Genomic DNA, 13,046 nt, shown 5'->3' with positions numbered 1-13,046 from the left:
TGCCCCCTTCTGTGACGCAACTCATTACTTTAGTTGTTAGGTGTGAACATCCTATGAACATTATAACGAATATTGTCACAGTTTTAGGAGGGGGAATTGTGAACTTTATGTGTCTTTGCGTGTCGTATTCTCTCTTAGCGCCCCAGCCTTGGCTATTTGCTGCAGATGATTGATTTCATCCTTGGTCAAATGACGGTAGGAACCGCGTTTGAGATTCTGGAGCAGGATATCTCCGAACGAAATCCGTTTTAGGCGGATCACCGGATGGGCAATTGCCTCAAACATCCGCCGTACCTGACGGTTGCGGCCTTCATGAATGGTAATGCTGATGACCGTTTCTTTATTCGCTTCATCAACGTCCTTGTATTCAACTTCCGCCGGAGCCGTCATGCCGTCTTCCAGCTTAATTCCAGCCTTCAGCTTGTCCAGCGCCGTGCCGTGCGGCACACCCTTGACCGTCGCCAGATACGTCTTCGGCACATGATGCTTCGGATGCGTGAGCAGATTGGCAAACTCACCGTCATTCGTCAGCAGCAGCAGCCCTTCCGTATCATAATCCAGACGGCCTACAGGGTATACGCGCTCTGTAATGCCTTTCAGGTAATCGGTTACCACCTTGCGGCCCTTGTCATCGGATGCGCTTGTAATTACGCCCTTGGGCTTATTGAACATGATGTAGATTTTGTTCTCGCCCCGGATCAGTCTACCGGAGACCTTAATAATATCTGTTGCGGGGTCCACCTTCGTGCCAAGCGTAGTTACGAGTTCCCCGTTGACTTCCACTTTACCGGCCAAAATCATTTCTTCACATTTGCGTCTGGACGCAACACCTGCTTGCGCCAAAATTTTCTGTAATCTTTCCATTTTCGACTACTCACCTCAGGTTAATGATAACCATCAGAGGGATAAATCACAAGATCATTCCATGGAAAAAATGCTCCCGGACAAGTTTTGCTATGCGGTTCAACGAGTAATGGCGCAATTTGATAGCGCCCTGCCAGCTCCAAAATGAGTTTACCTGCCGCAAATAGCTGCTGCTGGCGTTCCGGCAAGCCGGGAAGCTCATCCGCTTCACCGTAGTTGCCTTCCAGGCAGATATGAATATGTTCGGGATCTGTCAGCAGCGGCGCAGCGTAGATCCCCCCTTCCAGCCCGACCCAGAAGTCAAACCCCTTGCCGTTAATGGACGGACAGCGGGAATGATGAAGAATAAAGCCTTTGTATTCCATCCCTTGTCGGCCTCCCTCCGTATTGCTGAAATAGCATATGAAGTGGGGAGGTGCGGGGTGATGGCCGGTTGTTAAAATCTTTGGGGCTCGTGGCGTGGTGTGAAGGCACAGATCGGGCGCGGGCTAATCGTAACTCCGGGGAATGTTTGGACTTCCGGCCGCTGTTAAAGTTGGATTTCCTTGATTCTACTGCCATACAGCAGTTGAAATCCAACTTTAAAGGGGGTCGCTGACGCTCCTCCAGTTCCAAACTTCCTCTCGGTTACTCCGCCAGCGCCAAGCCACCCCTGAACAGATTAAGACAAACAGTCCTCACCCCTTGGTGGTAGGTGAGGACTGTAGTGGCAAGCGGTGGCTGCGGTACCCGTACCATTATCTCGCAGTCTAAATCCTGCACGAAATACAACATTTCCTTCGAGATATCGGCATTAATCGAAGATTGTTGTATAAAAGGCATCATTTCCCCTCCTTTTAGGAGAAAAACGAAAAAATTCTTGTACTACATACAACAATCCTCCCGCACAGCGGCTTTTTAACGGATGCGAGTTGTAATCCATACAACATTTTACATGTATCCGGTGGTCAGCGGGGGTTCGGGTGCTAATTGGAATAGTCTTACGTTGCAGGCAAGGATCAGGACGCAGCGGTCCAAATTCCACGCTGTCTCAAAAACACTTGTCCCGAAATGGAGCAGATACAGTAAAAGGGGTATGTACTGGCCATCAATGTACAGCAGTGCCCATTCACTAAAATATCCTATCGTCCGGCTCTTCCAGCGGAACAGCTCGGTCTAATAAAAGTGCCGCACCGACAACAATCAGATTCCTGAATGAAATGAACATGCTGTTTAAGCCCAGTCCGAAATCATCCAGACCATTACCGGTAATGTCAGCTGCGTAATTAAACATAATCAGATCATATATGTATAAGCATCCCATGAATGCAGCCAGAATCTTCCTTTGGGCAAAATGCGCTAAGAATCCAGAGAACACGATGACCCCAAGCACTGCATTGTATTGCAGGACGCCACTTCCTGCGTGTTCCCGGCCTACATTCAGCACCAGGAAATCAATCAGGAGAAGCAGGATAACCCCCCACATAAAATCAGCAGTTTGCGAGCCAGATCTTTCCGGTCCTGCTCCCGCTTCCACTCCTCCCGTATAACGTCAGCCGCATGCCGGATCAAATGAAGAAAAACAAATTCATCCCCCCTCTCTTACCCGAATACCAGCAGACAAACCGCAATAGCAGCGATAAAGCCGACGACATCCGAGAACAAGCCCACCTTAAGGGCATAACGGCCGTTGCGGATCCCTACAGCGCCGAAATAAACAGTCAGCACATATAAGGTTGTATCCGTGCTGCCCTGTATAGTAGAAGCAATCATGCCTATCAATGAGTCCGGGCCGTGGACCCGGATCAGATCTGTAGTATAGGCAAGTGATCCAGTGCCCGTCAGAGGGCGCAGGAGACCGAGCGGGAGCACTTCAGCAGGAATCCCAAGGCTTTGCACAAGAGGGCTTACAAAGCCCATCAGGAAGTCCAGCGCACCCGAAGCGCGGAAGACACTGATCGCCACCAGCATGCCGACCAGATGGGGGATAATCGCAATAGCTGTGCCGAATCCGTCTTTCGCACCCTCCACGAAAGATTCGTAGACCGGAACCTTGCGGGAGAAAGCATACAGCGGAATAAAGGTGACCATTACCGGAATTGCCCAGGCGGATATTAGACTGATTAACTGGAACACGGAAGGCTCACCCTTTCACTGAAGAATGCGGGAGCGTAGCGCTCCCTTTCGCTGCAGCGGTGCCGGACCTTATCGCAGGCGGCGGTCCGGGCGGCCTGCGCAGCAGTGTCAGGCGGCGGCACAGCCTGTCCGCAGCAATGGCGGCAAGAGTAGCCACCGCCGTCGCCGCCAGCGTGGTGCCGACGATTGCCGCCGGGTCAGCCGATCCGTAATTCAGCCGGATCGCAATCAGGGTTGCCGGAATCAGCGTGATACTGGCAGTGTTCAGTGCAAGCAGGGTACACATGGCTGGCGTTGCGGTTTCCTTATCCGGGTTGAGTGTCTGCAGCTCCTGCATTGCCTTAATGCCCATGGGTGTAGCGGCATTTCCGAGTCCCAGCAGGTTAGCGCTCATATTGGAGAGGATGTAACCGATCGCTGGATGGCCTTTGGGCACATCAGGAAACAGAAACGATACTACCGGTCCCAATACTCTGGAGATCTTTTTCAGCAGGTCTGCATCCTCCGCAATCCGCATAATCCCCAGCCAGAACACCAGCACACTGATCAGCCCGAAGCTTACGGTGACCCCGCTTTTGGCACCGTCAAACACGGCAGCTGTGAATTCGTTCATCCGTCCGTTTACCGCCGCAAATACAAACCCGATCAGGATCATCCCCAGCCAGATACCATTTAACATGCTTATCCCCTCCTCCGCTCTATTTCTTCTTACCTGCCCTAGTCCTCTGCATAGCCCACTTTGAAATGCTGCTTAAAGTATACCTGTACAGATGCTACTGTCTGAGTATGACTTCTTACTAAACGATATATTTCGCGGATGGAATATTGGGATTTATGTTACTTATTCTCCGGATTTCAGCAGTTTTATGGATTTTGGATGGTTATTCGCTGCTTAATTCTGCCCATACCCTAGTGTTCCGCCATTTAAAAGAAACTAGATGTTGTTTATCCAACTACGTCTTCGAATATTCAGCTTTCCGCATTAACAGATGCCTTTTCTCCACCTAATGCCCCTCACGGCATGAGCAAGATACGATAAGAAGTTCTGACTACGGAGCTTGTTGAATGCTAAGTGAGTGCTACTTGAGTACTAGTTGAGCGCTAGTTGAGTGCTAGGTGAGCGCTATTTAGGTGTTAGGTGAATGCTAGTCGAGCGCTATGTAGGGCCAGGTGAATGCTTGTTGACTGCAAGTCGAATGCTAGTTGACCGCCAATTGAGCATTAGTTTAGCGTCAGCTTTAAAGTAGTGAAACTTATTGATAAAATCGCTTGCGGAGGGCTTGCAGTGACCATACTACGGTATATGCTGGAGGCTTAATTGCACTTTGTACAACTAAAACGTCTGATTCTCAACCTATTATCCGTTTAGTTGTATTTCGTGCAATTAAACTGCCAGTTGTAGATGATTTCCAGCGATTCGGGCAAATTTAGTTGTACAGAATACAGTTAAAAGTTGTAAGCCTACCTTTTCGCTGTTTTTAATTGCACATTGTACAACTATCTCTGATCTTCGCCGCTCTGGAACATGGCACGCAGCGCGCTGCTGAATGCCTGCAGCCAGTTGTCCGCCGGATAAGCCGTACCTCCTGCAGGACTGTATTTCTTCTGATAGGGTGATGTTTCCGGCGGAAGCTGGCTTGGCGTATACACCGGAACCCGGCCGATTTCCTTGCCGCCGAGCTGCATTATAATTACACCCTTCAGCCCGAAGCTGCTGGTGTTGGCGCTGGTCTTAGTGCCGGCACTGGCACGCGCCTCTGTTCCTGCGGTACTCTTCTCTTCGCTTAGTACCAGCTTGGTAACAAGCCTTGACTCTTCCCCTTGTCCGAGCGGATAGGCGAAATCCTTGCCGGTCACCAGGGTGTAGCCGCTGACGGTTTCTCCGCGTTCCACTAATGTCTTGAGCGGATAGTGGTTGAAGCCAAAATCCAGCAGCGCCGAATGGTCATTCCAGTCATTGCCGTCATTCAGCGTAACAGCGACAAGCTGCTGGCCGTTTCGGGTAGCGGAGCTGACCAGGCAGCGGAGCGCTTTTTTGGTATAACCCGTCTTCACACCGTCGGCCCCTTCGTAGAGGCGCAGCATTTTATTTTTATTGCTCCACTTGTAATCCCATTTCTCATACGGATTGTCTGCCGTCTTCTCTTTGGTAGCTACAATCTCCTTGAACACAGGGTTATGCATCGCGTAAGCAGTCAATACAGCCAGATCATTTGCGCTGGAGTAGTGTCCTTCGGCATCGAGCCCGTGCGGATTGGCAAAATGCGTATGGGTTAAGTTAAGCGCCTCCGCCTTGGCATTCATCAGATAGACGAAGCCCTGCTCGGAGCCTCCGACATGCTCGGCAATTGCGGTGGCCGCATCATTGCCCGAGCGCAGCATTAATCCATACAGCATATCCTCGAGCGTCATTTCTTCGCCCTGCTTCAGATACAGTGAAGAACCTTCCTTGGCAAAAGCATTTTTGCCGACCTTGACCTTTGAGGTCAAATCACCGCTCTCTATCGCTACTAGTGCTGTCATTATTTTGGTCAAGCTGGCAATCAGCATCGGCTCATCCCCGCGGCTGCTGTATAGAAGTCTTCCCGACTCCACATCAATCAGCGCCGCCGCTCTGGCATGAGTGGATATGGAGCTGTTCTCAGCCCGGATAGAAGACAACGGCACCAGTGCAAGCAGCAGTAAACACAATATTAAGGAAATCAACGATTTTCGGGTTAATGTCTTCATGTTCATCCTCCGGCTTCTTATCAGGTCTAGGGCAGCGGTTCTTCCGTCTTGCCTGGTTGTACAAGTGTATGCGGTACGGGGGACTGGTATGTCCCATCCGCTTCTGTCCGTCAAAAAAGGGATATCACCTTTGAAAGGCGATACCCCCGCTTATTCTTATCCCGCCACTTTCAGCCGGTGTGTTAATGTGCTGATGTATGCGTAGCCGGCTCCGTTTTCACTACAGTTTTGGTCACCGTAGCACCCGCTGCGTCTGCTCCCACCGGCATGCCGTTCGGCTGGAACATATTCTGGATTTTATCGATCAGGTTTGGTGTGGCATCAATAATTTTCTCGAACAGATGGGTTTGATTGTCAAGCGGCACAATATGTACCCCATCCCTGCCCACTACCAGAAAAGCGATTGGCCGTATGGATACACCGCCCCCGCTACCGCCCCCGAAGGGAAGCATTTTGACTCCGGTCCCGCTGCCGTTTACGCCCGGAGCATCGTCTTCCACCCGGAAGTCACTGCCGCCTGCGGCAAAACCGAACGCGACCTTACTGATCGGCAGAATGATACTGCCATCTGGTGTTTCTACTGGATCTCCGACAATGGTATTTACATCCACCATGCCTTTGATATTTTCCATAGCCGTCTGCATGAGACCTTGAATAGGATGATCTGACATTGTTTTTCTCCTCCTCGTGTGTATATAAGTGTACCTGCAGTCTTATCTTGCCCACTATGGAAGGGAGTATGTAGTCTTTTTATCACTGGGCCCGGCTAAGCAGTTTCTTCCATCTACCAAGGCCGCCTTCCACCTTCGATACACGCCGCAATAATAACAGTCCCGCATAAAAAGCATAGCCTGCAGAAAGCTTGCCTGTGCAGACCGCTTCCGTTGAGAAACAGGGGTCGTCCCGGAACACCGGGGCAACGAACATCCGCGGATTCCGCTGCAGTCTGACGAAACGCGACATCCAGCCGATCATGGTCCACTTCATGCCCCATAAAGCGCCAGCCGCGGTTGCCGTATCTGCAGCATCGCCCAGCGAGAAATCCGTGGACCAGTCCAGCTTGGTAATCCGGACATGCGATAACGTGCCAACCAGCCATTTTTTGAGACCGCGGGTTGCCTTGAGTGCAGTACGGATGTTCTTTAACCATTCCGTCACGGATTCCCGGTCGATTTTTTCTTCTTTGTCGCTGTCCATTTTCACCGGGGCGATCCCGCTTTTTTCGAGCTTAACCTTAATGCCTTGTTCAAGGCTGTCAAAAACCAGCGCAGGCAGCTCATAATGGAATTTGACCAGCCCGTATACAGCTTTGATATCAAATTCAATACGGTCATCCTTTCCCAGCCTGCATAGACGGAAATGAAAATGAATCGATGAAGCCAGAACCAGCAGGCACAGCAGAATAACCAACAGCAGCAGGGATAAGGGTATTACAAGCCATAACGTCACAATCGTAACCTCCAAGCAGCCTCAGGTAATGTGAATAGTGGAGCCTCTGGTTTAGTATGGCAAATCCTGCTGGATAAAATTCGGCATTTCAGCAAACATCTCCAAAAGATTCTGCCGCCAAAAAAAAATGCCGCTGTCCCGGCGGGGACAACGGCATTGCTGGAACAGCGTGTATCCGCTGCGTTTATTCTGTCTCTACCTCTTCAAAGGTCATTTGGCTGTCCAGCTTGCTGAACAGCAGCTGCGTCTCTTCTTCCAGGCCCTCTGAGGTGTCGAAGCTCGACGGCTCCGGAAGCTCCTTCAGGCTGGCCAGGCCAAAGCTGTCCAGGAAGGACTTGGTCGTTCCGTATAGGATCGGACGGCCGACTGCCTCTGCCCGGCCCACCTCATGAATCAGATCCTTATTCCCCAGCGTATGAATGGCCCGCTCGGACTTCACCCCGCGGATTTCTTCGATCTCCACTCTTGTAATAGGCTGGCGGTAAGCCACAATAGCAAGTGTCTCCAGCGCTGCCTGGGACAGGGATGATCTGGAAGGGGAATACGCCAGACGCTCGAAATATTGCGCATGCTCCGGCAGTGTCGCCAGACGGTAATTCCCGGCGATCTGCACTACCTGCAGGCCCCGGCCCTGCGAGCTGTAATCGTCTTTCAAATCCTCCAGCGCCCGTGTAGCCAGATCGGGCCGCTGTTCGGTAATCTCGGCAATCTGGCGTACAGATAAACCTTCATCCCCTGAGAGAAACAGCAAACCTTCAATAATTGATTTCAGCGTGTTGTAGTCCACTGACTTCCTCTCCTCCTCTCCACTCCATCACAATATCGTCAAATAATTTCTCCTGGTAGCAGAAAATCGCCTTCATCTTCATCAGCTCCAGAATGGCCAGGAAGGTTACTACAATCTCATGCCGGGCCATCTCATCATGCAAAAGCGACGAAAAGCGCAGTCTGCCGCCCATCCCTTTACGCTGCAGTGCTTCCGACACATCACGAATCCGGTCTTTCACCGAAATCTCATCACGGGTAATCCGCTGATAAGAGGATCTCCGGGCCGCCTTGCTCAGCGCCTTACGGAACGCGGCAATCAAATCAGCGGTGTGCAGTCCCTTCAGCGTATTATCGGTCTGCGTAGGAACAAAGGGGCCCAGATCCTCGGGCTCCTTCGTGAAAATCAGGCTGCGCTCGCTCTCCATATCCAGCAGCTGCACAGCAATGCTCTTGAATTTGCGGTATTCAATCAGCCGCTGTACCAGCTCCGCCCGCGGATCATAACCGTCGTCCTCGTAATAATCGAAATCCTCGATTTCGATCACCGGCGGCTTCGGCAGCAGCAGCTTGCTCTTGATCGACAGGAGGGTAGCAGCCATAACCAGAAATTCGCTGGTGATATCCAGCTCAAGCTCCTGCATCCCCTGCAGGTATTCCATGTACTGCTCGGTGATCTCGCTGACCGGAATGTCCTGGATGTCGATTTCCGCTTTGTCTATCAAATGCAAGAGCAGATCGAGCGGACCTTCGAACGTCTCCAGCTTGTACAATACAGTCACGCGGTTTCCTCCAGCCCAAAAAAAGTAAAGTGCAGCGCCGCACGGACGCTACACAAGTAGAAAGATCTATAATCATGCTTTCTTCTCATACATATAAATAAGCACGACTTACGCTGATTCGTCAAGAGGGGTGTTATTTAAACAGCTTGTTCAGGTTCGCCATTTCGATCGCAGCAGTTGCCGCATCCCAGCCTTTATTGCCCGCTTTGGTTCCGGAACGCTCAATGGCCTGTTCGATATTCTCGGTCGTCACCACGCCGAAGATCGTCGGAACGCCTGTCTTGAGATTAATGGCCGCAACGCCCTTGGCAACTTCATTGCATACATAATCATAGTGTGTTGTAGATCCGCGAATAACCGTACCTAGAGTGATTACTGCATCATACTTGCCGCTTTCGGCCATTTTTTGCGCGATCAGAGGAATTTCGAATACTCCCGGTACCCAGGCAACATCCACTTCATCGTCAGCTACGCCATGGCGTTTGAAGGCATCGAGCGCTCCGGAGAGCAGCTTGCTTGTAATAAATTCGTTGAAACGTCCTACGACAACCCCGTATTTCAATCCTTCAGATACTAAATGTCCTTCAAAATAATTCGGCATTATGCTCATCAACCCTTCATGTATAAGTTAGTGATTCTATAATTAAATTTTGGAATCCTCGTTTTGTTCGATCTTGTCAAAAGTCAGCAGATGGCCAAGCTTGGCCTGCTTCGTATGAAGATACTTAGTGTTGTCCTTGTTCTCCGGCATCTGGATGGCTACGCGCTCCACCACTTCAAGGCCGTAGCCTTCCAGCCCTTTGATCTTGCGCGGATTGTTGGTCAGCAGTCTGATCTGGCGGACGCCCAGGTCCTTGAGAATCTGTGCACCGATGCCGTAATCACGCAGATCCGCCGCGAAGCCCAGCTTCAGGTTGGCATCTACCGTATCCAGTCCTTCTTCCTGCAGCTTGTAAGCACGCAGCTTGTTGATCAGTCCAATCCCCCGGCCTTCCTGGCGCATATAGAGCAGCACCCCTCTGCCTGCTTCTTCAATCTGGCGCAGCGCCGCTTCAAACTGCGGGCCGCAGTCGCAGCGGTGGGAATGGAATACATCGCCGGTCAGACATTCGGAATGCACACGTACCAGCACCGGCTCATCACCGGAGATATCCCCTTTTACCAGAGCAACATGCTCTTTGTCATCCACTTCATTCGTGTAGGCAATCGTCTGGAAATCACCGAAATCAGTCGGCAGATTCACCGCAACCTCGCGCGTAACCAGATGCTCCTTCTCATTACGGTAGTGAATGAGGTCTTTAATGCTGATCAGCTTGAGATCATGTTTCTTCGCGATCTCAATCAGGTCAGGCAGGCGGGCCATCGTGCCGTCAACCTTCACCACTTCGCAGATGACGCTCGCCGGATAGGCGCCGCACATGCGGGCCAGATCTACAGCGGCTTCCGTATGGCCTGAACGCCGCAATACCCCGCCCTTCTTCGCGATCAGCGGGAACATGTGGCCCGGTCTGCGGAAGTCAGAAGGCTTCGCATTCGGGTCCAGCATCGCCTTGATGGTCATGGATCTTTCCCCGGCGGAAATACCGGTGGTGGTATCCTTGTGGTCAATCGATACGGTAAAAGCGGTGCCGTGGTTATCGGTATTCTGGGCCACCATCGGCTGCAGATCCAGTTCCTCTGCACGTTCCGCGGTAATCGGCACGCAGACCAGTCCGCGTCCCTCGGTAATCATGAAGTTAATAACTTCAGGGGTTGCCCGTTCGGCAAGGGCTATGAAGTCCCCTTCATTCTCGCGGTCCTCATCATCGACAACGATGATCACCTTCCCGCGCATCAAATCATAAATCGCATCCTCAATCGGGTCCAGGACGCTGTCCTTCTTGTCTTGCTGGCTCATGTTACTGTCCTCCTGATGGCTGTACGCTGCCTTGCCGGCTGCCGTATGCCTAATCTTTAATTATACAAACCCGTTGGCCGCCAGAAAATCGTGGCTGATCTTCGAGCTCTTCTTATCTTCTTCATCGCCGGAACGTGAACCATAATGCAGCAGATGATCCACATACTTGCCCAGCACATCACATTCGATATTGATACTGTCACCCGGCCGTTTATGGGCCAGCACCGTTTCTCCAAGGGTGTGGGGAATGATAGAGACAGTGAACGTGGACGACTCTGTATCCACTACGGTGAGGCTGATGCCGTCAATCGTAATGGAGCCTTTGGGGATGATGTACTTAAACAGCGATTTGCGGTCCGGCGCAATTTCGAACACAACCGCATTCTGATCGCGCTTCACGCTGCGGATCTCGCCGGTTCCATCCACATGACCCTGGACAATATGCCCGCCGAACCGTCCGCCGGCTGCCATCGCGCGCTCCAGGTTCATTTTGCCCCCGGTCCGTAGGTTTTTGAGATTGCTGTTGCGGTAGGTCTGAGGCATCACATCAACCGTGAAATATTGGTCGCCTATGGATGTGGCTGTAAGGCAGACCCCATTGACGGAGACGCTGTCGCCAATCTTCAGATCCCCCATAATGAGGGAGGCGCCGATATTCAGCACCATCATCTCCCCTCCGCTGGTGACGCTGCGGAGGATACCCACCTCTTCAATCAGGCCGGTGAACATACTATCCCTCCTTCATAACTATATAAGACGCATTTAAGATTTGAGCTTGAAGCATAGTCGTCACGGCGGTGAGCATTTGGACTTCCGCCGCTGCCCGCCACCCGATTTCTTGTTCTTATCCGTTGTTAGCGCGCCGGGGTACCGCTGATACAGACATTATCCCCGAGCACTTCCACTTCCAATCCTTCGAGCGTAATGGCATCCCGCATCAGTTCCACACCCGGAAAGTCGAAGGTACCTGCAGCAGCGGCGCCGCCTCCGACAATCTTCGGAGCGAAGAAGAGAACCACGCGGTCAACCAGTCCCTGCTCCAGCATCGCACCGTTCAGCGTACCGCCGCCTTCGAGCAGGATCGAACCAATCTCCATTCCGCCCAATGCTGTCATCGCGGCCTGCAGATCGACACGCGGTCCGCTGCCTGCGGCCACAACCTGAACACCCGCAGCGAGCAGTGCTGCCTTCCGCGCCGGATCACCCGCTTCAGTAGTAACGACCACCGTAGGTGCCAGTCCGTCAGTGACAACGGCGCTCTCCAGAGGCAGCCTCAGTGTAGAGTCGATGATAATCCTGATTGGATTGAGCCCGGGCACATTCAGCCTGGTCGTCAGCGAAGGGTTATCGGCAATCACCGTATTCACCCCGACCATGATTCCCTGATGGCGATGGCGCAGGGTATGTACTAGCTCCCGGGATTCAGCATTTGATATCCATTTGCTGTCCCCTGTACGGGTGGCAATTTTGCCGTCCAAGGTGCTGGCGCTCTTCAGCGTAATGAAAGGCTGCTTCGTCAGAATGTACTTGATAAACTTCTCATTCAGCCGGATAGCGCGGCTCCGAAGCAGGCCTACCTCAACCTCAATGCCCTGCTCGCGCAGCATTTCAACCCCGCGCCCTGCAACCTGCGGATTAGGATCTTCACAGGCAACGACAACCCTTGCGACCCCTTCATCAATTAGGCGCTGGCTGCAGGGAGGCGTGATGCCATAATGGCTGCAGGGCTCCAGCGTAACATACGCTGTGCTTCCCTGTGCCTTGCCAGCAGCCATATTAAGCGCATGAACCTCGGCATGCCCGGTGCCGCGCTGCAGATGCGTGCCGATCCCGATCATGGCACCATCCTTCACAACAACACATCCGACCACGGGATTGATTCCGGTCTGTCCTTGAGCCCTTTCCGCCATGTCCAGCGCCAGAGACATATAAAACTCATCATTCATCTTATCCATATGACTTCCCTCCAATCAGCCGGCTATATTCATAATGTGCACAGTTTAAACAGAAAAACCCGTCTCAATCTCCAGGAGGAGTTCAAGACGGGATATACGAGAGGTATCAGCAGCTCAAAAAATAGGTGCGTAAATAAACGCCGGACTTATGGCATTGTGAAAATTCGCACGTAATGTTCGAAAATACTGCAGCACGGCCGCCTATATAAGCACAGCACGTCAATCTCTCCTTCTTCCATCCAGACTATACTGTCGGTCCCGGAATTGCACCAGGTCCACCGTCCGTATCACCAGCATACGGATCGGGTAGCGGACTGAGCAGCAGAACTGGCCAGAAACAGCCAATCTAACAGCATCACCGCCGGTAGGGAATTACACCCTGCCCTGAAGGATTGATACGATATTTGATTAAAATCACCTAGTACTATTCAATGACCTTTTGTTCCCTTTAGTGCATAAAACCAATACTATCAAGGCTTTTCAGCTTTC

14 protein-coding genes and 1 riboswitch are annotated in these 13,046 nt (G+C 51.8%); all 14 genes read right to left on the bottom strand.

What is annotated here, in order from left to right; all coding sequences use genetic code 11:
* Positions 1-105: 105 nt before the first annotated feature.
* Positions 106-864, bottom strand: coding sequence for a pseudouridine synthase (locus tag MHI42_RS33010; RefSeq protein WP_039301714.1), 759 nt, complete (start codon positions 862-864; stop codon positions 106-108).
* Between the two features lie 20 nt (positions 865-884).
* Positions 885-1,229, bottom strand: coding sequence for an N-acetylmuramoyl-L-alanine amidase (locus MHI42_RS33005; protein WP_039301711.1), 345 nt, complete (start codon positions 1,227-1,229; stop codon positions 885-887).
* 746 nt (positions 1,230-1,975) lie between these two features.
* Positions 1,976-2,380: a hypothetical protein gene (locus tag MHI42_RS33000; RefSeq protein ID WP_342421930.1), complete on the bottom strand. Its 405-nt coding sequence runs from the start codon at positions 2,378-2,380 to the stop codon at positions 1,976-1,978.
* A 65-nt stretch (positions 2,381-2,445) separates the two neighbouring features.
* Positions 2,446-2,979, bottom strand: coding sequence for a spore maturation protein (locus MHI42_RS32995; RefSeq protein ID WP_039301703.1), 534 nt, complete (start codon positions 2,977-2,979; stop codon positions 2,446-2,448).
* Positions 2,980-2,986: 7 nt separating this feature from the next.
* Complete coding sequence (locus tag MHI42_RS32990) at positions 2,987-3,658, bottom strand: nucleoside recognition domain-containing protein (RefSeq protein ID WP_039301699.1); 672 nt, start codon at positions 3,656-3,658, stop codon at positions 2,987-2,989.
* An 818-nt stretch (positions 3,659-4,476) separates the two neighbouring features.
* A complete protein-coding gene (locus tag MHI42_RS32985; RefSeq protein WP_342421929.1) occupies positions 4,477-5,715 on the bottom strand; it encodes a D-alanyl-D-alanine carboxypeptidase family protein in 1,239 nt (412 codons plus the stop codon).
* 176 nt (positions 5,716-5,891) lie between these two features.
* Positions 5,892-6,380, bottom strand: coding sequence for a GerW family sporulation protein (gene ytfJ / locus MHI42_RS32980; protein ID WP_342421928.1), 489 nt, complete (start codon positions 6,378-6,380; stop codon positions 5,892-5,894).
* Positions 6,381-6,462: 82 nt separating this feature from the next.
* Entirely contained in the window at positions 6,463-7,158 is a 696-nt protein-coding gene (locus tag MHI42_RS32975) for a DUF2953 domain-containing protein (RefSeq protein WP_342421927.1), read from the bottom strand.
* 184 nt (positions 7,159-7,342) lie between these two features.
* Positions 7,343-7,945, bottom strand: a complete 603-nt coding sequence (gene scpB, locus MHI42_RS32970) for an SMC-Scp complex subunit ScpB (RefSeq protein ID WP_039301691.1) — start codon at positions 7,943-7,945, stop codon at positions 7,343-7,345.
* Positions 7,914-8,705 (bottom strand): segregation/condensation protein A, encoded by a 792-nt coding sequence (locus MHI42_RS32965; RefSeq protein ID WP_042138653.1) that lies wholly within the window; start codon positions 8,703-8,705, stop codon positions 7,914-7,916. The genes scpB and MHI42_RS32965 overlap by 32 nt, the downstream gene beginning before the upstream one ends.
* 133 nt (positions 8,706-8,838) lie before the next feature.
* On the bottom strand, positions 8,839-9,306 hold the full coding sequence (gene ribE / locus MHI42_RS32960) for a 6,7-dimethyl-8-ribityllumazine synthase (protein ID WP_036727378.1): 468 nt from the start codon (positions 9,304-9,306) through the stop codon (positions 8,839-8,841).
* Between the two features lie 42 nt (positions 9,307-9,348).
* The gene (locus MHI42_RS32955; RefSeq protein WP_042215621.1) at positions 9,349-10,602 is read right to left on the bottom strand and encodes a bifunctional 3,4-dihydroxy-2-butanone-4-phosphate synthase/GTP cyclohydrolase II; all 1,254 of its coding nucleotides are present in this window, start codon (positions 10,600-10,602) and stop codon (positions 9,349-9,351) included.
* 60 nt (positions 10,603-10,662) lie between these two features.
* A complete protein-coding gene (gene ribE, locus MHI42_RS32950; protein WP_171716710.1) occupies positions 10,663-11,331 on the bottom strand; it encodes a riboflavin synthase in 669 nt (222 codons plus the stop codon).
* A 125-nt stretch (positions 11,332-11,456) separates the two neighbouring features.
* Positions 11,457-12,557, bottom strand: coding sequence for a bifunctional diaminohydroxyphosphoribosylaminopyrimidine deaminase/5-amino-6-(5-phosphoribosylamino)uracil reductase RibD (gene ribD / locus MHI42_RS32945; protein WP_171716711.1), 1,101 nt, complete (start codon positions 12,555-12,557; stop codon positions 11,457-11,459).
* Positions 12,558-12,780: 223 nt separating this feature from the next.
* A riboswitch (FMN riboswitch) is annotated at positions 12,781-12,953 on the bottom strand.
* Positions 12,954-13,046: the final 93 nt, after the last annotated feature.

Origin of the sequence: Paenibacillus sp. FSL E2-0178, assembly GCF_038593005.1 — a bacterium.
GTDB classification, from domain to species: domain Bacteria; phylum Bacillota; class Bacilli; order Paenibacillales; family Paenibacillaceae; genus Paenibacillus_AQ; species Paenibacillus_AQ phytohabitans.
Note: the sequence above shows the minus strand (reverse complement) of the source record. Positions and strands in the feature narration are given on the sequence as shown.

Coding starts and splice junctions, on each gene's coding strand:
- MHI42_RS33010 (WP_039301714.1), bottom strand. CDS start 864: ATGGAAAGATTACAGAAAATTTTGGCGCAAGCAGGTGTTGCGTCCAGA.
- MHI42_RS33005 (WP_039301711.1), bottom strand. CDS start 1,229: ATGGAATACAAAGGCTTTATTCTTCATCATTCCCGCTGTCCGTCCATT.
- MHI42_RS32990 (WP_039301699.1), bottom strand. CDS start 3,658: ATGTTAAATGGTATCTGGCTGGGGATGATCCTGATCGGGTTTGTATTT.
- MHI42_RS32985 (WP_342421929.1), bottom strand. CDS start 5,715: ATGAACATGAAGACATTAACCCGAAAATCGTTGATTTCCTTAATATTG.
- ytfJ (WP_342421928.1), bottom strand. CDS start 6,380: ATGTCAGATCATCCTATTCAAGGTCTCATGCAGACGGCTATGGAAAAT.
- ribE (WP_036727378.1), bottom strand. CDS start 9,306: ATGCCGAATTATTTTGAAGGACATTTAGTATCTGAAGGATTGAAATAC.
- MHI42_RS32955 (WP_042215621.1), bottom strand. CDS start 10,602: ATGAGCCAGCAAGACAAGAAGGACAGCGTCCTGGACCCGATTGAGGAT.
- ribE (WP_171716710.1), bottom strand. CDS start 11,331: ATGTTCACCGGCCTGATTGAAGAGGTGGGTATCCTCCGCAGCGTCACC.
- ribD (WP_171716711.1), bottom strand. CDS start 12,557: ATGGATAAGATGAATGATGAGTTTTATATGTCTCTGGCGCTGGACATG.